The following is a 24,217-nucleotide window of genomic DNA, read 5'->3' on the forward strand; positions in this document are numbered from 1 at the left end:
GCTACGGAACGGAAGTGATTCCATGTTTGAATCACATTATCTGAAACCTTTTATTGTGTCTTTAGGCATTACAATTATGCTTATCTCTGGCATGGGGCTTTCCTTACGTGGTATCGTTGGAACAGGTGTGGCTTATGATGCAGCAGAGGTTAGCTTTCATCTGCCTGATGATGGTGAAAGCGATGCAGGGACAAAAGTTACTGAGACTGTGCCTAAGCCTGAGGAAAAGCTGCTAGTTGAAACTGTGACTCCTGAAGAGGCTGCAGCTAAGGCGACTCCTATAGTACCGGAACGTAAGCCTGATGAAAGTACTAACGACTCAAATACAAGCACTAAAGATTTAAATGCAAGTAATGCTGTGTCTAGTGCTCATCGGGAATGGGCTATTCCAAAAGCCATAGAATCGGAAGCGAGTAGCAATGAACAAGCTGTTGTTATGAATGGAAATGATTCTAAGGCTAGTAAGTCTGTTAAGGATAGCAAATTTCCTATAGGTAAGGATATAACAGCTGATCCCAATGCCGAGGGAAACGGCTTTGCCGAAACTAGTGATTTATCCTTTCTCTCTAATCTAGCTTGGAGTTTATTAAATCTGGGACAACAAGCGCTTTTACAAAAGCCAGATATCAACCCCCAAGAATATTTAAAAACTGTGCAAGAACAGGGCAAGAGATCTATCGTAACGGGTAAGGTTGTAGTGCGCGTTAACTTTGATGTTAATGGCCGTGTCATCGTCGGGGAGCATACGCCGCTCATCGTGGACGAGGTACCACAAGCTGTAAAAGAAGAAGCACTGCGCATTATTAAAAGTAGTGGCTCTATCATCAATCGAAGAGGGGAACCCGTATATCTAGCAGTTCCTGTCGTTTTAGGACAATAAAGAGGCATATCACATACCAGAGTATGTAAGATATGCCTCTTTTGTTATGTTTGTAATAAGCAATTGTATTAGTTGATGCTATGGACTGCCATGAAATGTTTGTTTTATGTGAGTTATGTTTCTAGAATTAATTATATGGATTGTATTAATTTTGATTTGTAAGCATCGTTTTTGTAGAGTTAAAGACAGCTAGGTATACAATGGCCCCACCGATAAACAAGGTCGCTTGCATAGGTGCGCTAAATTGATCGGCACGCCACAATGCAAAAGCGTAGAAGAACATAGTGATTAACATGATGAGGAATGCGATGATAACGCGTACGTTAGTATGTACCGCTAATGATGTAGTAATGCGGGATTTATTCATCATTACGTAAATTAAGGATACTATGATGTCTGCCGTAAAGATGGAGAAGATAAAGTTGTAATCAAACTCACCAAAGAGGACTATGGCCAAGCCGATAAAACTGAGCCCAAAGAATAAGCGTAAAATAGTGCCTGCTATATTAGATTCATTGCGCTGTACGCGGCGCTCTTTTCGATTTAAATTTGCCATGAAAGCCTCCCAGTAATGATATACAAGTCCATGTATATTTCAGATGATTCTAGTATATCATTTTATTCGGATAAATACATAGATACAGCATTAATATAACTGAATTCTGATAGTTACTGTATCTGTTATAAATAATTGATTTTAAACAAATACGAAATCACCAATAAACACGAACGATAAGCAAAATTAATATAATTATCATTCGGAAAATTTAGGCGCTTTCATTGAATGGAGCTTTCACATATGGTACAATAATTCTATAAATCTAGCTTTTATCATGCAAAGGAGATATCATGATACCACGTTATACACGAGAAGAAATGGGCCATATTTGGAGCGAACGCAACGAGTTCGACACAATGTTATTGGTGGAGACCCTCGCATCCGAGGCGCAAGCTGAATTGGGCATTATCCCTAAAGAAGCGGCAAAAACAATTCGTGAAAAGGGCAATTTCGACGTTGAGCGCATTCATGAAATCGAAAAGGAAACGAACCACGATATCATTTCCTTCGTAACAGCAGTGGGCGAATACGTAGGTCCTGAAGCGGCAAAATATATCCATCTTGGCCTTACCTCTACAGACGTGAAAGATACGGCGCTTGGTTACATGATGAAACAAGCATGCGATATCTTGATTGATGACTTGAAGCGTTTGCACGAAGTGTTGCGTCGTCGCGCAGCTGAGTTCAAATATACACCTATGATTGGTCGTACCCACGGCATCCACGGCGAACCTACTACATTTGGTTTAAAATTGGCGTTGTGGATGGCTGAAGTAGAACGCGATATTGAACGCATGGAACATGCTCGTAAAAGCGTAGCCGTTGGTAAATTGTCCGGTGCTGTTGGCACTTACTCCAACATCGATCCATTCGTAGAACAATATGTATGCGAGAAATTAGGTCTTGAACCTGTTAAAATTGCTACGCAAGTCGTACAGCGTGATCGTCATGCTGAATTATTGTCTACCATCGCTGTTGTAGGCGGCACATTGGATAAAATTGGCAAAGAAATTCGTCACTTGCAACGTACAGAAGTGCGCGAAGCGGAAGAATATTTCAGCCCTAAACAAAAGGGTTCCTCCGCGATGCCTCATAAACGCAATCCTATCACTTGTGAAAGAATCTGCGGCATGGCTCGCTTGCTTCGTGGCTATGCACAATCTGCTTTTGAAGATCAAGCTTTATGGCATGAACGCGATATTTCTCACAGCTCCGTAGAACGGGTAATTTTGCCAGATGCAACAATCGCGTTGAACTATATGCTTCACTTAACAATTCGTACCATCGACAAATTGTTGGTATATCCTGAAACAATGCTTAAAAACCTCAATCTGACTGGTGGCCTTGTATTCAGCCAAACAATTTTGACTCATCTTGTAGATAAAGGTGCAGTGCGCGATGAAGCATACCGTTGGGTTCAAAAATACGCTATGGAACGCTGGCTTGAAGGCAAAGATTTTGCGACAGGTCTTAAATCTGATGAAAACATCAAGAAGTACATGACTGCTGAAGAAATCGATGCATGCTTCGATCCACATAAATTGCTAAAACATGTTGATACAATCATGGCTCGCTTTGGCCTATAATTGTAGGGACTTCCCACATAACATATGAAAGATTAGGGTAGGTATATTCCAACAAGCCTAGGGCTCATGCATTAGGTGTTGGCTGTGCCTACCTGTTTTGTTTTAGGAGGTTATATGAAACGTATTATACGAAAGTACGGACCGCCTATTTTTCACTGCATTAATGACTTCGGTCAAGGTTCGCTGGCGGCACTCATACCGTTTTTTATCGCTAACTTTGGCCTTAATTACTATCAATCGGCTTCCATCATTTTCTGTAATACCGTGGTGGCTTCCGTGGCACAGCCCGTATTGGGCTATGTGGCGGATCGGTGGCGCGTGCCCTGGTTTATTCCCGTTGGGTTTACGGTGACTCTCGTGTCCATTAGCGCCATGGCAATGGCTACGAGTTATGAAATGATACTCGCCCTGTCGCTCTTGGCGGGGGTAGGGGCAGCGTTATTCCATCCTGAGGCGGCTCTCCTTGTGAATCATACGCAATCACATGAAATCGGTAATGCCATGGGACGCTTTGCGGTGGGCGGCAGTGCAGGCTTTGCTTTGGGGCCTCTCATCGCTGGTGGTGTTTACGTTTTCGGCGGACATTTCTTATGGGTGTTTACCGCTATTGCTTTGTTAGGCATATTGCTGTATATGTACGCCTTTACGGGTAAAACAGATACGATTCGTGCTAGTGAAAGTGAAAGCCTTGCTAAATCTGCTAACACGGGCACAAATGATTGGGTGAGCTTCGGCAAGCTGTTTTTTGTCATAGCTTCTCGATCAATTTTATTCTCCGTATTATCTATATTTATTCCTATTTTGTATATTACCGTTATTAACGGTGAAGCCAGTACATCGAGTTTGGCACTTACGCTGTACTTTGCTATGGGCGCTGTCCTTACCTATATGGGCGGGGCGCTATCTGATAAGCTCGGCTTCCTTAAAACAGTGCGCTTAGGGAATCTTATTTTCTTGCCTTCGATTTTAGTCTTTATCTTTGTGCCAAATGAATGGGGCTTCTTTGGTGCCATGATACCGATGGCCTTCGGTGTATTCTCACAATATGGTCCCATTACCGTTTTAGGGCAAAAATACCTTGGTAAAAATGCAGGCTTTGCGTCGGGAGTTACTTTGGGTTTAGGGATAACTCTTGGTGGCCTCGTAGCGCCTTATATTGGACACTTGGCAGATATCTATGACGTACAAACTGCATTGATGACGTTGATACCGGTAGGATTGATGGGGCTCTTAATGAGCTTCTGGTTAAAAGAACCAAAATAACATCGCTGCAATAAATCATATTAAAGATGTGATGGTAGGTAAGTAGCTGAATTGTATGAAAGAATTAAAATAGAATATTTTGACTAGTTAAAATGTCAATACATGGGAGGTGACTAATGGTCACCTCCTATTTGTTTACTTTAATGAACCAGTTATCTATATTGGATATAGTAAGACTTTAAATTTTTATATCTCTATATTTCGGTATCTTTACTGGATATATGTTTTAACATATAATTGAAGTAAAGATTTCTTCTAGTATTAGGAGGAATATGATGGATACGTTTTCTGTTGTTTTTTATGAAACTCTAAGTGGAGATAAACCAGCAAAAGTATTCTTAAATGAACTTTCAGATAAGTAGCAAGCTAAAACAATTCGAGATCTAAAGATACTCGAATTATATGGCAATCGTTTGAGAGAGCCTCAGTCTAAATATTTAGAAGAGGGCATTTATGAGTTGCGTACAAAACAAGGTTCAAATATTTTTAGGATATTATATTTCTTTTTTGTGGGAAAATGCATTGTTTTGACGAATGGTTTTGTTAAAAAATCTATGAAAACGCCTAAGGATGCAATTACATTGGCTGTTAAGTATAAAAATGACTATATTGAGAGGTATACATAATATGGAAACGTTAGATCAATATTTAGAGAAACAATTAAAAAATCCGAAGTTTAAAAAAGATTGGGATACGTTAGATGATGAGTATCAAATCATTCAGAATATAGTTGAGGCGCGATTAGCCGCTCATATGACTCAGATGCAATTATCTGAATTAACCGGTATTACACAATCCGATATTAGCAAGATTGAAAATGGAAATGGAAATCCATCTTTGAAAACATTGCAAAAAATAGCCCGTGCTTTTGGGAAGAAACTAAAGATTGAATTTGTATAAATACTTTCACAGAGTCCGAACATTGTTGTATAATAAAAATGAATTGTTTCGATTGTTACATGGAGGATATAGATATGGCAACAAGTATGGTTATCGGCACTCAATGGGGTGACGAGGGTAAAGGTAAAATCGTTGACTGGATCGCAGAACGTGCGGATGTTGTAGTGCGCAGTCAAGGTGGTAATAATGCAGGTCATACTGTTGTAGTAGATGACAAAGCGTTTGCGCTTCGCCTTTTACCAAGCGGTATCTTATATGATAATAAACAAAATATCGTGGGTACTGGTGTTGTTATCGACCCTAAAGTTTTATTACAAGAGATTGAAGGCCTTGAAAAGCAAGGTAGATCAGCTAAATCCCTTCAAATTTCCGACCGTGCACATGTAATTATGCCATACCATATCGCTCTAGATAATGCTGAGGAAGCATCTAAAGGTGATGCTAAAATCGGTACTACTAAAAACGGCATCGGCCCTTGCTATGCTGATAAAATCAATCGTATCGGTATCCGTATTTGCGATTTGTATGATATGGAAACATTCAAACAAAAATTAGCGTACAATGTAGAATTTAAAAATAAAATGCTTACTAAGGTATATGATGCTGAACCGGTTAACTACGATGAAATCTTAGCGGATTACACCAAATACGCAGAAGCCTTGAAGCCTTATGTAAGAGATACTAATGCGGCTGTTCTTAAAGCCGTTCAAGAGGATAAAAAGGTATTGTTCGAAGGTGCTCAAGCTACTATGCTCGACCTTGATCATGGTACCTATCCATTCGTAACATCTTCTCATCCAATCGCAGGCGGTGCTTCCACAGGCGCTGGTGTGGGTCCTAACTACTTGAAAAATATCTTCGGTGTAGTAAAAGCTTACGCTACACGCGTTGGTGCGGGTCCGTTCCCTACAGAACTTCTTAACGAAATTGGCGATAACCTTCGTGAGCTTGGTCATGAGTTCGGTACTGTAACTGGTCGTCCTCGTCGTTGCGGTTGGTTAGACCTCATGGTTGTAAAATACGCAGCAGGTCTTAACAGCCTTGATTATTTGGCTATTACTCGCTTGGATATTCTTGATACTTTCAAAGAATTGAAAATCTGCGTAGGTTACAAATTAAATGGTAAAGACGTAGAAGGCTTCCCAGCTAACTTGAAAGATCTTGAAGCATGCGAGGCAGTTTACGAAACATTGCCAGGTTGGGAAACAGATATCTCTGGTATTCGTGAATATGATAAATTGCCTGAAAATGCTCGCAAGTATGTAGAACGAATTGCTGAAGTAACAGGTGTACCTTTGGGTATCGTATCCGTTGGCCCTAACCGTAGCCAAACTATCGATCTAGTAAACGTATTCTAAGCTATACTAATTTGATATAATAGAAAAACTACATTTTATAGTACTGGTATAGTGTTATACATTTTAAAAATTTTCGCTATGCAATCGATTTATAGAATTATGCAGATTAGACCCCTCGTAGAGGGGTCTTTTGTATTGAAAGTATTTAGAATATAAAATAATATACTCTATATCTAATCCTTTAGATTACTACTGTAGTACGGTATATCGAAATATGCTATATAGTTATCAAAAAATTAGTAAATCGAAAAATCTATAGCAAATAATTGGGTACAACTGTTATATATACGAAATAATGTATAACTAAATTAATCTATATGATAAAAATTTGTTTAAAATATTCATATTATACAGATTGCTGTGGGCTTAAATGAGTTTATAATAAGCTAAAATTTACTCATCTATAATTTTTTTGTATTCATAATAAATTATTAAGATACAAATATAAAGAAAAAAATAGATTTACATTAAGAAATAGTATATAATAGTATCAAGAAGTAGATTGATAATTTTTGATACGGATCTGAGGAGTTAAAGATATGGTTGAAGTTTCTTACGAACGTTTAGCGACGATTTTTAAGGCATTAAGCGATGAAACAAGATTACACATCATCGATATGTTGTCTTGCAATGAATTATGTGCAGCTGATATTTTAGCGAGCTTCAATTTGTCTCAATCTACGTTGAGCTACCACATGAAAATCTTAATTGATGCAGGTGTAGTTAACTCTCAACGTAATGGCTTATGGACTCGTTACTCCATTAACGAAGCTACATTTGGCGACATTTTAGACATTCTTCCTCAATTATATAAAACTAAGGATGAGTGCATTTGCGCGCAAATTAAATACTGCCGTATTTCTGAGCACGAAAAAGAAGTGTAACAATGAGACGTTGGATTATGCATGTTGATATGGATGCATTCTTCGCGTCCATAGAACAACTGGATCATCCAGATTATAAAGGCCACCCCGTTATCGTGGGTGGTCTTTCTTCACGTGGTGTGGTAGCTACTTGTTCCTATGAGGCTCGTAAATTCGGCGTTCATTCTGCGATGCCAATTTCCAGGGCCAAGAAGCTCTGTCTTGATGGCATTTATGTATACCCACGGATGAATCGGTATAAAGAGGTGTCGAACCAAATTTTTTCCATTATGAAAGAATTTACCCCTTATATTGAGCCTCTATCTGTAGACGAGGCCTTTCTTGAAGTAAGTGGCATGGCCTCCATGTATAGTGGTCCTAAAGCGCTAGGGCGAGCCATTAAAGATCGTGTATTCGAGGAAACCGGGCTTATTATCTCTGCAGGTTTAGCTCCTAATAAATTCCTTGCTAAATTGGCTTCTGATTTAGATAAACCAGATGGTCTTGTGGTCATCCCATATGGTCGTGAAAAAGAGGTGCTAGCTCCTTTGCCTATTAAACGTATTTGGGGCGTCGGCCCTCGTACAGAGAAGATTTTGAGAAATGGAGGCTTTCATTTGATGCGCCATATTCAAGCTTTGCCTGATGAAAGTAGTTTAATTCCCCTCGTTGGAAACCAGGCGAAGCGCATATGGGAATTCGCGAATGGTATCGATGATAGACCTGTTGAAACAGCGCGAAAGATACAATCTATTGGAGCCGAGGAAACCTACGAAGAAGACCTCACAGAGGGCAGTGCTATTGAGCTAGAGTTTAGATACTTTGCAAACCGCTTGTCTAAACGTCTACGTAAGCGCAATCTCTATGGTCATACTGTATCTATTAAGGTGCGCTACGATGATTTCACTACCGTATCAAGACAAAAACGATTAGATACACCATCAGACCATGAGCATGTATTTTTCGAAACTGCACTGATCCTGTGGAATAAACTGATGCAAGATAAGACAAGTAAGCAGCCTAAAGGTACGAAGAAAGATGTGGAAACGTTAGGGGCAACTACAAAGGTAAAGTCTAGGAATTCTAAATATAGTAGTTCTAAAGGAACTACCTTTATGGAGCCGCCTGGTCCTATACGTTTGTTAGGCCTTACTGTTAGCGGACTCGATGAGGAGGTTCCTATGCAGGATAGCCTCTTTGAATCACCACAGGATGAAACGGAAGATAAGTTAGCTAGTGTATTAGATTCCTTAGAGTCTAAATTCGGGGAGACCGCTGTCATGAGCGGGGCACTATGGCAACGCTTTCACGGAGACAATGGGATACGTAGAAAACGGTCAGAGTTGAAAGCTGCAGTGGATACAGAGTCTGATAAAAAGGACTCATAAAGTTTATATTGAATACTTTCGCTAATGTAATTATTCGTGTTACAATATGAATATAGTGTTAATAAATTACCGCAAGAGAGGTATAGATATGAGTTTATTTCGTGTGGCCATCCATTATGGCATAAACAGCAATGGCTTCTTGTCCTATGACACAGAAGCAAAAACAGTGTCCGTAGATTTACCTGAACAAGAGTGGGTTGATAAGGTAATCGCGTACTTGAATAACGAACATGCTATCGAGCATGCTACAGGTCTTGATACGTATGAACGGTTGAACGTAAAACCATTAGAATCTTTGGATAACTTTAAATTAGCTTTGACACGTATGTGGGAAGCAATCGACGTACAAGTCGACTGGAGTCGTCCAGCGTAAACAAAACGGCGTAAACCAAATACACCTTGTATCCTATTATCGTAGGAACAAGGTGTTTTTTATTTTGCTTATTTTGATAGAGAGATTTAGTTCGCATTTAAATATATATAATGCCACAATTCTCATTTAATTTTTGTAAATGATATCGTGTATACAAGATTTATAAAGGTTTAGGGTTGTTCTGTTAAAAAAATTGTGATATTCTAATTACAGATTAATAGATAATAATTATCCGTTAATAATATTTATCTTAATTGAGATGTATAATCTAAAAAATTATGTAAAGTAAATTACTTTCATTCTGATCTCTAAGTAGGAGTTTGTAACATGAATAATGAAAAGAAACTAACAACCGCCTTTGGCGCTCCCGTACCAGATAATCGCAACTCTGCTACAGCAGGTAAACGTGGTCCTGTACTGATGCAAGATGTTTGGCTCATGGAGAAATTAGCTCATTTTGAGCGCGAAGTGATTCCTGAACGCCGCATGCATGCTAAAGGATCCGGTGCATTTGGTACTTTCACAGTAACTAACGATATTACAAAATATACGAAAGCAAAAATTTTCTCTGAAGTAGGCAAGCAAACGCCGTTATTCGTGCGTTTCTCCACCGTTGCCGGTGAGCGTGGTGCGGCCGATGCAGAACGCGACATTCGTGGCTTTGCCGTAAAATTTTATACGGAAGAAGGAAACTGGGACCTCGTAGGTAACAATACACCTGTATTCTTTATCCGCGATCCATTGCAATTCCCTGATTTGAACCGCGCTGTAAAACGGAATCCGAAAACAAATCTTCGCGATGCGACAGCAAACTGGGACTTCTGGACTAGCTTGCCAGAGGCGATCCACCAAGTAACAATCGTCATGAGTGACCGTGGTATTCCTAAATCCTACCGCACAATGCATGGTTTCGGCAGTCATACATACAGTCTTATCAACAAAAACGATGAGCGCGTATGGGTTAAATTCCATTGGGTTTGCCAACAGCCGATTGAAAATCTTTCCGATGCTGAGGCTGCTAATGTGGTAGCTAGTGACCGTGAAAGTCACCAACGTGATCTCTTTGAGGCTATTGAAAAAGGCGATTTCCCTAAATGGAAATTATGCATTCAAGTGATGACAGAAGAACAAGCTAACAATATGCCATACAATCCATTCGATTTAACAAAAGTATGGTATCATGACGAATTCCCATTGATTGAAGTTGGTGTGATGGAACTTAATCGCAACCCAGAAAATTATTTCCAAGATGTAGAACAAGCTGCATTTGCACCAACAACCATCGTTCCTGGTATCTCTTTTTCTCCTGATAGAATGCTTCAAGGTCGTTTGTTCTCTTATGCCGATGCGCAACGCTATCGTCTAGGGGCAAATTATTATCAAATCCCTGTGAATGCCGCTAAATGCCCTGTAAATATCTATCATCGTGATGGTCAAGGTCGTATAGATGGCAATCATGGTTCTACAATTGGCTATGCTCCTAATAGCTTCGGAGAATGGGCTGAACAACCAGAATTTAAAAATCCTCCTCTCGACGTATCTGGCCCAGCCTACCAATATGACTTCTATGAAGACGACTCTGACTTCTTTACACAACCAGGTAAATTGTTCCGCCTCATGAGCCCTGAACAACAACAAGCTTTATTTGATAACACCGCAGCGGCTATGAATGGCGTACCTGATTTTATCAAAGAACGTCATGCAAAACATTGCTACCAATGTGATCCAGCTTATGGTGAAGGCGTTGCCAAAGCATTGGGCATGGACATTGACTTTAGTGATGTGAAATAAGACTAAAGATATTATTTAAGCAACATTAAAATAGTTTATCTAAATAATACTAACGATTGAAAAGAACTTTCTTAACTAATAACTCTCTTACACTTATATAAAAACAAATCTATAAAAAATCTAAATTCACACAAAATTTTTATACACTGACACCAATTATCTTATAAAAACCAATAAATAAACCTCTTAAAAGGGCCTTTGTTAATCATATCCAAACTAAATGTTATTAAAGATATGTACCAAGGGCCCTTTTGTTGTGTTAAAAATATACAAATTTTAAAAGGATTTTAGTATAACTATGTAGAATTATATGATGTGTTGAATTTACACGAAATGTTACATGTGAATAGGAGGCAGTTATGAAATCTAGTAGTTTGGCATGGTATGTGGCGGTGGCTTGTATTGGAGGAAGCCTTTGTATGGGGCCTGTGGTACAAGCGGATTCTCCGACTAAGGTAAAAACAAATAGCCCTGTTTCTGCTGCTGTTGTAACGCAGGCTCAACCAGTTCAGCCTGTTACTGTTACAGCAGTTAAGAATGATGGAGTTAGTGCTACAACAAATAATATAGTAACTAATAATGTAGTAGCTAATGATGTAGCGGCACAGGAAGCCCTCAAACAAAAGCAACAGTACCAAGCCGAAACTGAAACGATGGGCTTGCTATGGATGCGTACCTCTGCAGAGTACAGAGCGTTGGCGTATCAAGGGTATAATGTGGCAATGAATGTCGTTAAGATGGCCGTTACTGATCCATCTCATCAAAGAAAACCTTTAGCTATCGTTCTTGATGCGGACGAAACCGTAGTGGATAATACTAAGTTGATGGGTAAAAGCATTGTAAATGGTAATGGCCGTTTTGATGCTCCTTGGTGGCGTCAAGCCGTGCATCAAGGCAAATCGCAAGCCATGCCTGGCGCTGTTGAATTTCTAAATGAAGTACATAAACAAGGGGTAGAAATCTTCTATGTTTCAAACCGCTACGCACCTGTAAACCTTGATGTAACGATACAGAATTTTAAAGAACTAGGATTCCCATCCGTTGATAAAGACCATGTGCTACTATTCGAAAAAGACTCTGACAAACAACCTCGTTTTGATGCGATTACTAAAAAATATAACGTTGTGGTATACATGGGCGATAACGCCGGTGATTTCCCAATCGGCACAAAAGGTAAGACACTAGCTGAAAGAAATAGCATCATCGATGCTCATAAAGAAGACTTTGGTACTACCTTTGTGGTATTCCCAAACCCTGCCTATGGATCTTGGGTGAGTGCATTGGCAAAAGGCTACCAAAACCTTAGCCCAGAAGAACAAAAACAAGTGAATAACCAATACCTACAACAATAAGGACGCCTTGCGTATACTTTATTAAAAACGATATAATAAAGTGTACATGCGTCTATAGCTCAGTTGGATAGAGCGGCAGTTTCCTAAACTGCGTGTCACTGGTTCGATTCCGGTTAGGCGCACCAGTATAAATATAGTAGGCATAAGGCTTTTGAGGGCCTTATGCCTTTTGCTATATTTACTAAACTAGCTGAATTATGCTAGCAAATGGGCTTGCTAGCATAAATTTTTTTGCAAGCAAAATGCTAGCATATAAGAGTAATACGAATGGAATTATGTAAATAATTCTTTTGCTAAATCTAATTCTTCCTTTTTGCTTGTGACAGAATGAGTATATACATTTACAATCATATCGATTGTGGTATGACCAGTCCATTGTGCTATTGTAGCCAGAGGAACTCCTTTAGCCACTAAATGCGAGATATAGGTATGTCGAGCGACGTGAGATGTTAAGGGGGTTGCAAAACCGAGCTTTTTACCTACATCTCGAAAGTACCTATTACGGAAGTTATCAGGATACATTCGGTTGGTCTTGCTTTTATTTTCTACTACCCAACCCGTTTTATTCGACCTCTTTGCTGACTTTAATAATTCAACAAGGGTTTTACTATTAAAAGGCACTTTGCGTACGCTAGAAGGCGTTTTAGTAGCTTTTACACCATATCCTGATTCAGTACGACCAATTGCCCGTCTAACGTGTACATATCCTCTCGCATCATCAAGAAATTCAACATCTTCCCAAGTCAATGCCAATAATTCTTGTGATCGTAGACCTGTATTGAAAATTAGATGCATAGCGTGTTCGAGCCAATGCCCTTTGTAGTAGTGAAGAAAACGTGATACCTCATCTGCTGTTAAAGGGACCTTCGAGTGTTTTACCGTCTTCACATCAGGTTTTATTAGCCGTTTGCTAAAATCTTCAGGGATAAGGTCTAAGCTGTAAAGCTTGCTTAATGTAGCATTCAATACGGTGAACATCTTTTTTATATTAGTACTGTATTTATCTACGAATGCTTGTAAGGTACCCTTTGTTAGCTCACTAACGGTCATGTTACCGAAATAAGGCTTTATACGGTCTTCTATGATTGTTACATACAATTGTTTAGTACCTACTTCAAGGCACCTTTGATTGTAATAATTGACACAAAAGTCGTAGTAGGTTTGTTGTAAGGCTTTACTTTGCTTAGTGTTAATCTTATTGCTGGTGTACTGTGTATGATATTGAAGATAATCAAGTTGATGTTTGCCAGCATCGCGCTCATTGATAATCAGTAAACGTTGGGCTTCGGCAAGCTCTTTTGATTCGAACCCTTTGGAATTATAGGGGACAAGTGTACCATTTTTACAATAATACAATGGTAAATCTCTTATGTAGAAATACGTTTTTCCACTGCGTTGAGTAATTTTAGATATTCGGCCTTTACCAGTAGGTATTGGAAACATAGATGATATCTCCTATTCTGATGCTAATATAGCCGAATGACACTTTGCAGATTTAGTGTACAGGTATATGGAATAGATGACAAGAGATTTTATAACTCATATAGCGGTAAGAACATAAATTATTTAATAGAAAATGGCAAAAAGCCTCTCTACGTATGATCTGCACTCATTTTCTTGGACAGATATAATTGGGCTAATTTTTGAGAATGAGTTCGGTATTCTACCAGACTCATTCATTTTAATTTGAGCTTAATGCGTTTTGTATTGTAATAAATAATATAATCCTTTAATTTGTTGATAAAATCTTCATAGGAAGTAAACTCTTCAAATATAACAACTCAGACTTCAACAAGCCAAAGAAGTTTTGATCACGCTATTATCCAAATAATTTCCTTTACAGGCTATGCTTTGGAATGCATATCCAGATTTCGTCTGTGCTGTATCGGAGATAACAGATTCTATTGATATACAAAATACCGTCTATGAGTTTATGACTGGGTATATTAAAGTTAGGTAACTAATAAAAAATGAAGTGGGCCCTTTGTTGGGGTCCACTTCATTTTCTTTTAGTTGACTAGTATAGAGTGTCATATAACCAATAGTGATTATTAATATAAGCTTTCTGCAAGTTTCAGCTCGAACTCTGTATTTGTTATAGCGTGGGTATATACATTTACAATCATATTAATTGTACTATGTCCAGTCCACTTAGCAATCGTAGCTAAAGGTACACCTTTGGCTACTAAATGCGAGATGTAGGTATGTCGTGCTACATGAGAGGTTAGGGGATGTGGGAAGTTTAGTTTTTCACCTACTGATTTAAAGTAACGGCTTCGGAAATTATCCGGATAGATGCGTCCGGTTCTAGATTTGTTTTCAACGACCCAACCCGTTTTATTTTTGCTCTGTGCCGCTCTTAATAGGTTCACTAGTGTCTTACTATTAAAAGGCACTTTGCGTATGCTAGAGCTTGTTTTAGTGGATTTTAGACCATATCCAAATTCAGTTAGACCAATAGCTTGTCGAATGTGAACATAGCCTTTGGCATCGTCCAGTATTTCGATATCATCCCAGGTTAGAGCCAGTAATTCTCCAACCCGTAAACCTGTATTGAAAATTAGATGCATAGCATGTTCGAGCCAATGCCCTTTGTAGTAGTGAAGAAAACGTGATACTTCATCTGCGGTTAAAGGGAACTTCGGGTGTTTTACCGTCTTCACATCAGGTTTTATTAGCCGTTTGCTAAAATCTTCAGGGATAAGGTCTAAGCTGTAAAGCTTGCTTAATGTAGCATTCAATACAGTAAACATTTTGGGAATATTGGTTGAGTAGTTATCAACAAATGCTTGTAAATGACCTTTTGTGAGTTCACTGATAGTCATATTACCAAAGAAGACCTTTATACGACGTTCGATGATTGTCAAATATAATCGTTTAGTTCCTTCTTCAAGGCACCTTTGATTGTAAAAGTTCACACAGAAGTCGTAGTAGCTTTGTTGTAGCTTCTTGTTCTTTTTATCGTCAGCCTTACTAGTGGAGCGTTGTAAATATTCTTGAAGGTAATCAAATTTATACTTACCGGCATCACGCTCACTAATGATGAATAAGCGTTTGGCTTCGGCAAGTTTTTTAGATGTGAAACTTTCTGATTTATACATAAATACTTCGCCATCCTCTTTATAGAATAATGGCAGATCTCGTATATAAAAGTAGGCATTACCGCTTCGTTGCTTTATGCGAGTGATTCGACCTTTACCCTTAGGTATAGGATACATTGTAAGTGCTTCGGTATCCATTGTTTGTATAGGCTGGCAATTGACAAACCGATTATACAAACATGGATAAGAAGAGGCAATAAATTTTTTACAATCATCGAATGTAAGAACAATTTTATTGCCTATATGGTTAGCTGTAAGAAGTAAGCCTTGATGTTTTAGCTTGTTACGTACGGTTTGAGTTGTAACTCCTATAAATTTGGCCAGTTCTTTTAGAGTGAGGCCATTTTGATGTTGCTGCATGATCTAATGGCCTCCTTTCTATATATAAAATGACCATTTTAGAGGTTAACAATAACAAAGCAATATGTTTAGCTATCGGTGTTTCCAGAATCAGTTGATTCGAACATACTTTCAGCGGTCTGCTCGGTGATATCAATAGTTATCATATCTGGGATACCTTTAGTCCAATCTGGAGTTGTAGGAGGCATGAGCGTCATTACCTTTACTAGTTTATTTTGTGCAGGTAACTCATCATATATCTCTTGAGAGCTCAATGTACGAATAGAATTGATCATATCGTAACGAGCCATTTCGGCATGTAATGTACCTAGTGATCCTTTCGTGAGCATTATAGGCTCATAATCAGATAATTCTTGTAAGGCTATTGCCAATTCCATTGGCGTTTCGCATATTTGAAGTTTGTTACGAGAAATAATAAAGAATCCCATACCTTCTTCAATTGCAGGCGTTAAATTTTTTTCTGTTGCTTTGATAACTACGTCTTTCATGATTAGTTATGTCCTTTCATTACAAATAATGCATTATCGATTGTTAATTGAATTGGATTGCGGTATTCTACGTTTTCCATGATTGCAGGAGCAAAACGAAAGTAGTAGGGGCGTTGATTACCGCATGACATTCTATGACTTGTGCGACTAGTAGAATCTAATAAACCCTGGTTGAAGAGTTTTTCATACATAGCTACACAATCATTTTTTGTGTATCCATTCTGTCTTAGAATCTCCTCTAAACGAGCGATAATAATACAATAATGACCTTCATTATCGATATAACCAGCCATATTTCTACTATAGCTTTCTTTATTATCCGCAATAGGAAGATGACCACAGTTGATAGCATCCGCAATAAGTTCACGAAGAGCATCTGCATCAGAGTGCCTACGATATTCCAGATGTTGTGCCTGAAGAATATTCAAGATATGCTGCTTGGCGCTTGTGAAATCAATTGAAATTCCAAGTGCTTCACAAAACTGTACAAAAAAGTACAAGGTATTGAGCGCCATTGATCCATAGGCACATAATCGTGTATGGAGCTTTTGTTTTTGCAATGCTTGATACAGTATATGATGACGGTCTTTCAAGTCCATATGGGCTTGTTTGAATTGGACTTCCATAAATGAAATCCAACTCGATAAGAATGCGTCAAATAACTCTGGGGATGTTTGAAGAAGCGTTAAATCTTGATTGTTATCAAAGTCAATATGGGCGACTCTATCAAATTTATTGATAATAAGACGACCTTGGGTAGATTCATTTTCTACAGGTGATAATTCTGCAGTGATGATGACACCGCCATCAAAAGGTTTTGCATCTTCAAGCCCATTACCAAAGCGTTTCATTTTGCTTGCTATAATGCCATCCCCGAGGATACGCGCAATTGTATTGAGCTTTTCTACATCAGATTTGCTTTCATCAGTCAGGGCTTTTCTATAAATATCATCAAATACATAGAGCCCCTGACCATGTTTTCCCAGAATATGGCTAATGGAAGCATTAGTACCATCAAACTTATAGAAGTAATCATTGTGGCATTTATTTTGGAGCCCACGACTAAGTAAATGCGCTAATACGCTCTTCCCATGCTGTGTTTCCCCTTGAAAAACCATGGCACTTTGTAATCTTTGCCCCGTGATTTCTTTGTAAGGTAGGGCTATGTGCGTTTGCAATGTATATAGCAATGCGGTTAATAACAGATTGACATTTTTAGAAATCCGTAGATACGAATCTAAAAATGTTCTTGCCATACCAGAAGAACTTGCTTTGTCTACGCCATTGATGACGTATGCAGTCCAGCCTGGCATTTGAACCTGAGTGTTATTAAATGCGTATTGATATATATGGGAAGCAGAAGAACATATCCAGCCATGGATATTTAATTCGAGATTCTTTTGTCCACCTTGTTCCCAATATTTCGCTACTACATCTGAAAGGTAACGATCGAACAAACTTTTGTGAACTATATTGAAAATAGGGTTTATTGTTTCCCCAATTTTAGTTAGTTCAGACTTATATCGATTTTCCAAGATGCTTTTTGACATGCACCCTTGAGCATGGGTGATTTGAACTTGGTAGTGAGTTTCACCAGAGCTATCAAGTCTGTCACGAATTTCAATTACTCTTTGGATTGCAAGTGCAAAGTTAGCAATTTCAATTCGTTTATCAGAACTTTTACGGTAATATAACGTACCACGGTTATAATCCCATTCGTAGTCCCCAAATTGAATGGTGACACCTGGATATTGAACATTAGTGATCACCTTGTTAGATGGAGGAATGAGAGCAACTGCTGTGGTAGTGTTGGCTATACTATCAGTTGTAGCCGATAAAGGACTTCTTAAGCTAGTATTGGATGGCTTAATAAGATTATTCATTTTAGCTGTAGCGTTTGTTGATGCTTTTAAACCATCGAAATAGCCCTTTGTGACCTTATGTTTGTTTTCTATATATGTTTTCACCACAGGGTTATTAGTTTTTGATAATCCTGGGGTATTAGAATCTATAGAAAATGCGGTGTTTTTTTGAACTGGTTGTAGTTGTTCAGCGGGTTTAGTAGCTGAATTTCTTCTCCATTCCTCTTTTTTTTCAATACCTTTTTGAAGTATTTTAGGTAATAGTGATTCGTACATTTGGAGTACCTCCTTAAAAAAAATTTTCATGAGCAAATCCGCTCATGAATCATCTTAGTTGATTTCTTAATGTTACATAAGGAATGATTAATTTTTAGTTTTTAGATAAAGTGAAATAAAAATGAAGCAAGAGCAGGGCCCTTGCTTCACTTAGAATTTTCTTATGAGGTTATTTTCAATACTTATAAGTGAACTTTCATAAAGATAGCTTACAAAATCCTTATATTGTTCAAGTTTTGTTCCGAATGGTTTATAAAAGTAATATTGTGGCTTTATGGAAAATATAATAGTTGTTATTATTGGTTCAAATAAAAAGTTTTTAAGAGTTTTCATTAAAATATTTGTCTGAATAGAGCTGTTTGATGAGGGAAATAGAATGTTTTTATAGATCTTTTCGTCTATATTTTCATTCATATTTTTTTCGCTTACTGATGTAAACTTTCGTGGCGATATTTGATAGATGAAATATAGGAGCTTCAGTGAAATTAGGTAAGCTTGTTTGAACTGTATATTCATATTATTGCTTGGCGCGTAGGTTCGCGTAGTATTGATAGTATCAATGATGTAATAGCTAATATGTCGTTTATGTAAATTAAGAAAATTGATGAAGTCTTTAATAGTGGTATCATCAGTTTCGTTGGTGATATATCTAGCTAGGTTTCTATTGTTGCTACAAGTAAAGTTGCTAAGATTAATATATACATTCTTAGGTTTTGTCGAAATGTTTTGTTCTTCAAGCAGTTTGGTTAATTCTAGATAGGATACATCAATGAGTGGTTGCAATTGTTTTACAGTATTAATATAGTTCAATTCTTTCTGGTAGGCACGTGTTAGTTCTAACTTGGCAACAACTGTAGAGAAACGATTCCTTAGTAACCAAAATTGGTTTTTCTCATCATGCTTATAAAAAGATTTAGTAATATCGGGCATTTGTTCTAAGCCATACTCATATGGGTATATTGATAATATGGTTAAATAGTCTGTTAATACGCTAAATCGGTTTACAATGAATGGGATATTGACGCTACTATCATTGTTATTGTGGGATAACAATGGATAAAGCCTATTTATATAGCTATTTTCAATGAGTTCAGACCAATCTCCTGGACTATATCCTAGTTCAGAGTTAGAATCCGATATAGTTTTAGGCGGCCAAAATTTAAAATCACTCCAACGCCAATTTTTGGTGAATATTAATTTGCCAAAGTTCATACTGACTTTGCCTTCAGGTCCGTGTCCAAGACTACTTTGCTGACTTGGTAAAGCAGACCAAGAGTCTTTATTGAAAAATATGAAATTCTTTACTATGTTTAGTGGAGTTATAAATGATGTTTCTACTCTTGCTAATAGTAATAATGTTGAGAATTCTTGCGTTGTGGTTATAGCATTGTTAAAAAGGAGAATGGCATGGAATTGCTCTCCTAAGTTTGTATGTTTAGCACTATTTTGTAAGTATGCATCTAAGATTTTTTGGATACTAATTTTACCTTTTTTTGCATTTTCTACATTATAGATACATTCATCTAATGATATTGTGTGAGTGTTATTGGAAAGTTTCTTTTGTATTTGTGTCTCAAGATGTTGTAAATGATATTTTCTTAGTAGTATAAGTAATGCAATGATGGATCCTACATAACTTTCTATATCATATGATTCATAGTTAGATTTCGGTTGTAATAATGTGTCAATTAAATCGGGAGAATCGCTGGGGTGAGGCTTCCTTAGTTTCGACTTTTGTTTTTTTATTTGATTTTCTCGGTTTAAGTTTTCTTCATATTTTTTATATCGTTCGTTATTGATTACTCGAATTGTAGCAAGCGGATTTTTGCCTTTGAGCGCTTCTAGGTAGTCTACATCTAATTCGTTGTAGATCAACTTATAGAGTCTGTTTAGGTAAGGAACTATTTTTTTGCTTAGCCATCCTTCACTTTTGGGGAAGAGGGTTTGAAACGTGCTATTATAAATCCCATCTATAGACTGTATGTTAGGGGATTGTAATACCGTATTTATATCCGAGGCAAAAAATGTTTCAATAGTTACTATATTTTGATTATCATCAATCAAGTCAACGTTATGTAGTAGTCCAATCTTTTTTAATAGTAGGACAGGTACTTGTAAAGTTGATATCATGGTTTCATTATTATTAGTAGAAGCAGTTATTTTGTTTTCTGTAGATAGTAAGTGGCATCTTAATGATTGGTACCAGAGAATCTGTTCTGAAGTCGGTTTTTCTATTAACTCTAAGTGAATAGATTTTTCTATATTGGTGTACAGGATAATATTTTTATTTATAATTTTTTTTTGCATTTCACTATTAGTTATCATACTTGTCCTATGTCCTGTCTTAAATTAAACTCTTTCAAAATTAATAAAATATGTGTTTTTTCCATATTTTATATAAGTATATAGTGTTAAGACAAGACAAGAGACAGTTTTTATATTGTAAGACGGTATAGTTCTAAGACTACTTTGTCAGAAGGGTTATTGTATGCCGCAGAGGGGCGGCATACAATGCCGGCCCTCTTTGTTGCATACAATAAGGGTTCTGACAAAGGGGCTTAGAACTTAATATTATCTATGATAAATACCATGACAGAGTCTTGTTTCGTCTTAGTTAATATCGTATAAGTAACGTTTCTACTTGTAGTTGTTAAACTCTGATATCTTAATTATATATTATTATTTTGATAGCATATATAGCTATTCCTTAAGGTTAACCCCTAGGTGCATTGATACCTAGGGGTATTTTTTATGGGAGGATTTGTATGATCAAATATTACCAAAACACATTCTTATTTATAAGTAGGCATCAGTCAGCATTACAGCCATTACTGAAATCCTTACAGTGGGCTTTCAGAAACCAAGTCGAGCGTTTAGATGTGCCTCTTGTTCGCATGGGTATGTTAGCCAATATGCTTTCGGACAGCCGAAAACATAGCATTCTTGATTATGATCTTTATCAGCATAATCAAACAAAAGAATATATTTTACGTATTCATACAGAAAGCGAAGGCGATACACACCCTATTGATATGGAATATTGTAGAGTGTATTTGTCCCCTGATATTAAATTACATTATGTATCAGAAGAACGCTCTGAACTGACCTATATTAATACAGATACATCACATGTATACTTACCTATTCGATTCAAGATTGAATTATACATTGATGAAACCTATGATATTAACTATTTTCTAAACCTAACTACTTTACAGCGATTTTTAGTGGCGACATTTCCTTCGCTACATATTGATATCTTCGATGGTATTAAAGCGATTCGCTCTAAAATCAATCGTCATATTAAATCGTTAAATACAAATAATTGGTGTCAAATTTCCAGTTATGAATCTAAATAATTTGTTTTTATACAAGGAGAATCTATTATGAATACTACAGTTGAAGCTATGTTAACAGAAATTTTGCCAAAAGCATCCGTTCAAGAGTTAGTGGAACGTTATGGAGATCCATATGATGCATTATTCCATGCAGAAGAATCTGAGTGGTATGATGCACCAGGTATGGGAAATCGTGGCATTGCCAAGCTACGTGCCATTAAATCCATTATTAAGAATGTGCAAAATAGGCCTCGTAAAGCCCCTATTGATGTGGGACGACCTATTGATATCTATAAAGCTATGTCAGATATGCAGTACTTTGAAACCGAACATGTACGCGTGCTATATCTTAATGCCAGAAATCATCTAATAAAATCAGAAGACATTTCTATTGGTGATGTAACAACAGCCTCTCTAGATATTAAATGCATTTTCTCTTCTGCCGTTCGTCTGAAAGCTTGTGGGATTGTCATTGTCCACAACCACCCTTCTGGCGATTCTCATCCAAGTGAATTAGATATTCGATGTACTAAACGAGTTGCTGAAGCGGGTAGACTGTTTGATATTCCAGTACTAGACCACATCATCATCGGACATGGTGAATTTCATAGTATGAGTGAATGCGGACAATTATAAGGAGGATATGATTATGCCAGCCAAACGATTTATTTGTCCTAATGGGGATGAAATTAATATGTATGAATGCTTATTGCGATGCCCACAAGGTACGAGATGCATGTTTTTACCTACATTACGAGCGGTGGCTACCTCACTAGAACGTAATTTAACCAAACCATCTGTTACCGAGTTATTAAGTGGTACTCGCGAATTATATCTCAAAAAGATTACTGAATATGCCGTAGATCCACAAAAGCAACTATACGCTTTACATGGGTCAGCTGTGCATACAATTACAGAACGCCATACTAGCGGTAACATGCTTTCAGAAGAACGCTTAAAAAATACCACCACAACAGGGCAATTTGATTTATATGGGCAAGTGTTATCCAATACGGATACTACGCTAGGTGATCTAAAAATAACCAGCTCATATAAGCTTATGAAAGCATTAGGGCATTATAAAAAAGATGTTGAAACTGGTGAAGTATATAAGACGGGAGTAAAAAAAGGCCAACCTAAAACACGAAAAGAATTATTCACAGATGGAGTACGTCATGTGTTAGATTGGGCCTTACAATTGAACTATTACAGACTACTGTTAGAAGAAGAAAATTATACCGTATCGTCTATGGTGATTCAAGCCTTATGCCGTGATACAGGACTACGTATTGCTTTTGAACGAGGTATTACAAAGCCGTTATATCTTATTCCTATCAACCCAATCAGCAATCATTGGTTGAAACGATATATGGAAGCTAAAGCAAAGCGGTTACAACAAGCTATAGAAACGGGTGTAGTGCCAAAGAAATGTAGCCAACGTGAAACTTGGCATGGTAAAAAATGTGAAAGCTATTGTGCTGTATCCGCTCAATGCAAAGCGATTGAAGAAGCACAACAAGTTAAGTCAGCATAGTAGAAAGGAAGCATTATGACACAATACTGCGGTATTATTATTACGGAGACAGATCTCTATGTATCTTTGGTAAAAAGAGTACAAAATAAAATTAAGGTACTAGATCGCTATATATGTAAGCGTGGACAATCACTCATTTCAGATTTGGCAGTCATTCATAGTAAAAATAAACACACCCCTACACTTTACTCATTAGCCTATACTGAAATTCCACATCTTATATTTAATAAAGTCAGCTCTAAGACACCTTTACAAGATGCATGGAAACAAAGAGACGAGCTTACATCAACACAAGATAATCGATATACGTACCAATTTATCTTACCCACTATAGATAACCAAGAATGGTTGTATATGGTGGGTATTTCTCAATCTAATATATCTGAATTACAATGTGCTGAAAAACAAAATCATATGGAAATTGAAGTTGTTTCCTATTGGCCAGTACCACTATTAGATTTACATAAAAATCATAGTGAACCTACACTTCTACTCATTGAGGAAAATTGTAGAGTTACAGGATACCTTTGTAGCGGAACTATCATTGTCGCTACAATCAACTGGAATCGAAATACAGAAACTCCAAAAGAGATGATACAACGATTGCTAAAAGAATCCCCTATTACATTACATGATACACTCGAAATTCAAGCGTATTTAAGCGAAAAGACATATCCTTTATGGAAAAATCTAATTTCGCAATATGGTGAGGTTGACAAGTCAACAATTAATGACGTCTTAAATCATTTTACATATCGTTGGGATGGAGATGTACATATGGATGCATCTGTTGGCTTAAGTTATTATTTAGCACGAACTGGTGTGCAAGCGGAGGAATAAAAATGACAAATACTGCATTATATGAAAAGCTATCTCTTGCTATGAAAAGTTGTAGCTACATTGAAAAAACAGGTGAAAATACCTTTCATGGGTATTCTTACGTTA

The 24,217-nt window shown here is 37.4% G+C and carries 21 protein-coding genes, 1 tRNA gene and 1 pseudogene; 16 read left to right on the plus strand and 7 right to left on the minus strand.

The window, feature by feature from the left end:
- The first annotated feature begins 22 nt into the window (after positions 1 to 22).
- Complete coding sequence (locus tag Q0507_RS03245; protein WP_367268443.1) at positions 23 to 880, plus strand: hypothetical protein; 858 nt, start codon at positions 23 to 25, stop codon at positions 878 to 880.
- 145 nt (positions 881 to 1,025) lie between these two features.
- Here the strand turns inward: Q0507_RS03245 and Q0507_RS03250 are convergent, their stop codons facing one another.
- On the minus strand, positions 1,026 to 1,436 hold the full coding sequence (locus Q0507_RS03250) for a CAAX protease (RefSeq protein WP_298712298.1): 411 nt from the start codon (positions 1,434 to 1,436) through the stop codon (positions 1,026 to 1,028).
- Positions 1,437 to 1,729: 293 nt separating this feature from the next.
- Between Q0507_RS03250 and purB the strand changes: the two genes are divergently transcribed.
- The 11 genes from purB to Q0507_RS03305 all read left to right on the plus strand — a co-directional run bounded on the left by purB (position 1,730) and on the right by Q0507_RS03305 (position 12,438).
- Positions 1,730 to 3,025, plus strand: coding sequence for an adenylosuccinate lyase (purB, locus tag Q0507_RS03255; protein WP_298712301.1), 1,296 nt, complete (start codon positions 1,730 to 1,732; stop codon positions 3,023 to 3,025).
- Between the two features lie 114 nt (positions 3,026 to 3,139).
- Positions 3,140 to 4,288, plus strand: a complete 1,149-nt coding sequence (locus Q0507_RS03260; RefSeq protein WP_298712304.1) for an MFS transporter — start codon at positions 3,140 to 3,142, stop codon at positions 4,286 to 4,288.
- A 374-nt stretch (positions 4,289 to 4,662) separates the two neighbouring features.
- Positions 4,663 to 4,914 (plus strand): type II toxin-antitoxin system RelE/ParE family toxin, encoded by a 252-nt coding sequence (locus Q0507_RS03265; protein WP_298712356.1) that lies wholly within the window; start codon positions 4,663 to 4,665, stop codon positions 4,912 to 4,914.
- A gap of 1 nt (position 4,915) precedes the next feature.
- The gene (locus tag Q0507_RS03270) at positions 4,916 to 5,188 is read left to right on the plus strand and encodes a helix-turn-helix domain-containing protein (RefSeq protein ID WP_298712307.1); all 273 of its coding nucleotides are present in this window, start codon (positions 4,916 to 4,918) and stop codon (positions 5,186 to 5,188) included.
- 74 nt (positions 5,189 to 5,262) lie between these two features.
- Positions 5,263 to 6,546, plus strand: coding sequence for an adenylosuccinate synthase (locus tag Q0507_RS03275; RefSeq protein WP_298712310.1), 1,284 nt, complete (start codon positions 5,263 to 5,265; stop codon positions 6,544 to 6,546).
- A 539-nt stretch (positions 6,547 to 7,085) separates the two neighbouring features.
- On the plus strand, positions 7,086 to 7,430 hold the full coding sequence (locus Q0507_RS03280) for a helix-turn-helix transcriptional regulator (protein WP_298712313.1): 345 nt from the start codon (positions 7,086 to 7,088) through the stop codon (positions 7,428 to 7,430).
- 2 nt (positions 7,431 to 7,432) lie between these two features.
- On the plus strand, positions 7,433 to 8,797 hold the full coding sequence (gene dinB / locus Q0507_RS03285; RefSeq protein ID WP_298712316.1) for a DNA polymerase IV: 1,365 nt from the start codon (positions 7,433 to 7,435) through the stop codon (positions 8,795 to 8,797).
- 88 nt (positions 8,798 to 8,885) lie between these two features.
- A complete protein-coding gene (locus Q0507_RS03290; protein WP_298712319.1) occupies positions 8,886 to 9,170 on the plus strand; it encodes a hypothetical protein in 285 nt (94 codons plus the stop codon).
- Positions 9,171 to 9,497: 327 nt separating this feature from the next.
- Positions 9,498 to 10,961, plus strand: a complete 1,464-nt coding sequence (locus tag Q0507_RS03295; protein ID WP_298712322.1) for a catalase — start codon at positions 9,498 to 9,500, stop codon at positions 10,959 to 10,961.
- A 359-nt stretch (positions 10,962 to 11,320) separates the two neighbouring features.
- Complete coding sequence (locus Q0507_RS03300; protein WP_298712325.1) at positions 11,321 to 12,313, plus strand: 5'-nucleotidase, lipoprotein e(P4) family; 993 nt, start codon at positions 11,321 to 11,323, stop codon at positions 12,311 to 12,313.
- Between the two features lie 48 nt (positions 12,314 to 12,361).
- Positions 12,362 to 12,438, plus strand: a tRNA-Arg gene (locus Q0507_RS03305).
- 148 nt (positions 12,439 to 12,586) lie between these two features.
- Here Q0507_RS03305 and Q0507_RS03310 read toward each other — a convergent pair.
- The 6 genes and pseudogenes from Q0507_RS03310 to Q0507_RS03335 form a co-directional block, all read right to left on the minus strand.
- The gene (locus Q0507_RS03310) at positions 12,587 to 13,756 is read right to left on the minus strand and encodes a site-specific integrase (protein ID WP_298712328.1); all 1,170 of its coding nucleotides are present in this window, start codon (positions 13,754 to 13,756) and stop codon (positions 12,587 to 12,589) included.
- A gap of 233 nt (positions 13,757 to 13,989) precedes the next feature.
- A pseudogene (locus Q0507_RS03315) lies at positions 13,990 to 14,167 on the minus strand (IS3 family transposase); the annotation flags it as partial.
- 197 nt (positions 14,168 to 14,364) lie between these two features.
- Positions 14,365 to 15,774 (minus strand): site-specific integrase, encoded by a 1,410-nt coding sequence (locus Q0507_RS03320; protein ID WP_298712331.1) that lies wholly within the window; start codon positions 15,772 to 15,774, stop codon positions 14,365 to 14,367.
- Positions 15,775 to 15,842: 68 nt separating this feature from the next.
- Positions 15,843 to 16,262, minus strand: a complete 420-nt coding sequence (locus Q0507_RS03325; RefSeq protein WP_298712335.1) for a hypothetical protein — start codon at positions 16,260 to 16,262, stop codon at positions 15,843 to 15,845.
- A gap of 2 nt (positions 16,263 to 16,264) precedes the next feature.
- Positions 16,265 to 18,400: a hypothetical protein gene (locus Q0507_RS03330; protein WP_298712338.1), complete on the minus strand. Its 2,136-nt coding sequence runs from the start codon at positions 18,398 to 18,400 to the stop codon at positions 16,265 to 16,267.
- 150 nt (positions 18,401 to 18,550) lie between these two features.
- A complete protein-coding gene (locus Q0507_RS03335) occupies positions 18,551 to 20,725 on the minus strand; it encodes a hypothetical protein (RefSeq protein ID WP_298712341.1) in 2,175 nt (724 codons plus the stop codon).
- Between the two features lie 440 nt (positions 20,726 to 21,165).
- Between Q0507_RS03335 and Q0507_RS03340 the strand changes: the two genes are divergently transcribed.
- Genes Q0507_RS03340 through Q0507_RS03355 form a run of 4 tightly spaced genes read left to right on the plus strand, consistent with a single transcriptional unit; the run spans position 21,166 to position 24,112 of the window.
- Complete coding sequence (locus Q0507_RS03340) at positions 21,166 to 21,759, plus strand: hypothetical protein (RefSeq protein WP_298712344.1); 594 nt, start codon at positions 21,166 to 21,168, stop codon at positions 21,757 to 21,759.
- A gap of 27 nt (positions 21,760 to 21,786) precedes the next feature.
- Positions 21,787 to 22,374, plus strand: coding sequence for a RadC family protein (locus tag Q0507_RS03345; RefSeq protein ID WP_298712347.1), 588 nt, complete (start codon positions 21,787 to 21,789; stop codon positions 22,372 to 22,374).
- Between the two features lie 13 nt (positions 22,375 to 22,387).
- Positions 22,388 to 23,272, plus strand: a complete 885-nt coding sequence (locus tag Q0507_RS03350) for a hypothetical protein (RefSeq protein ID WP_298712350.1) — start codon at positions 22,388 to 22,390, stop codon at positions 23,270 to 23,272.
- A 15-nt stretch (positions 23,273 to 23,287) separates the two neighbouring features.
- Positions 23,288 to 24,112 (plus strand): hypothetical protein, encoded by an 825-nt coding sequence (locus Q0507_RS03355; protein ID WP_298712353.1) that lies wholly within the window; start codon positions 23,288 to 23,290, stop codon positions 24,110 to 24,112.
- The last annotated feature ends 105 nt before the right edge of the window (positions 24,113 to 24,217 follow it).

It is taken from the genome of uncultured Veillonella sp., assembly GCF_938010505.1.
Lineage (GTDB): Bacteria > Bacillota > Negativicutes > Veillonellales > Veillonellaceae > Veillonella.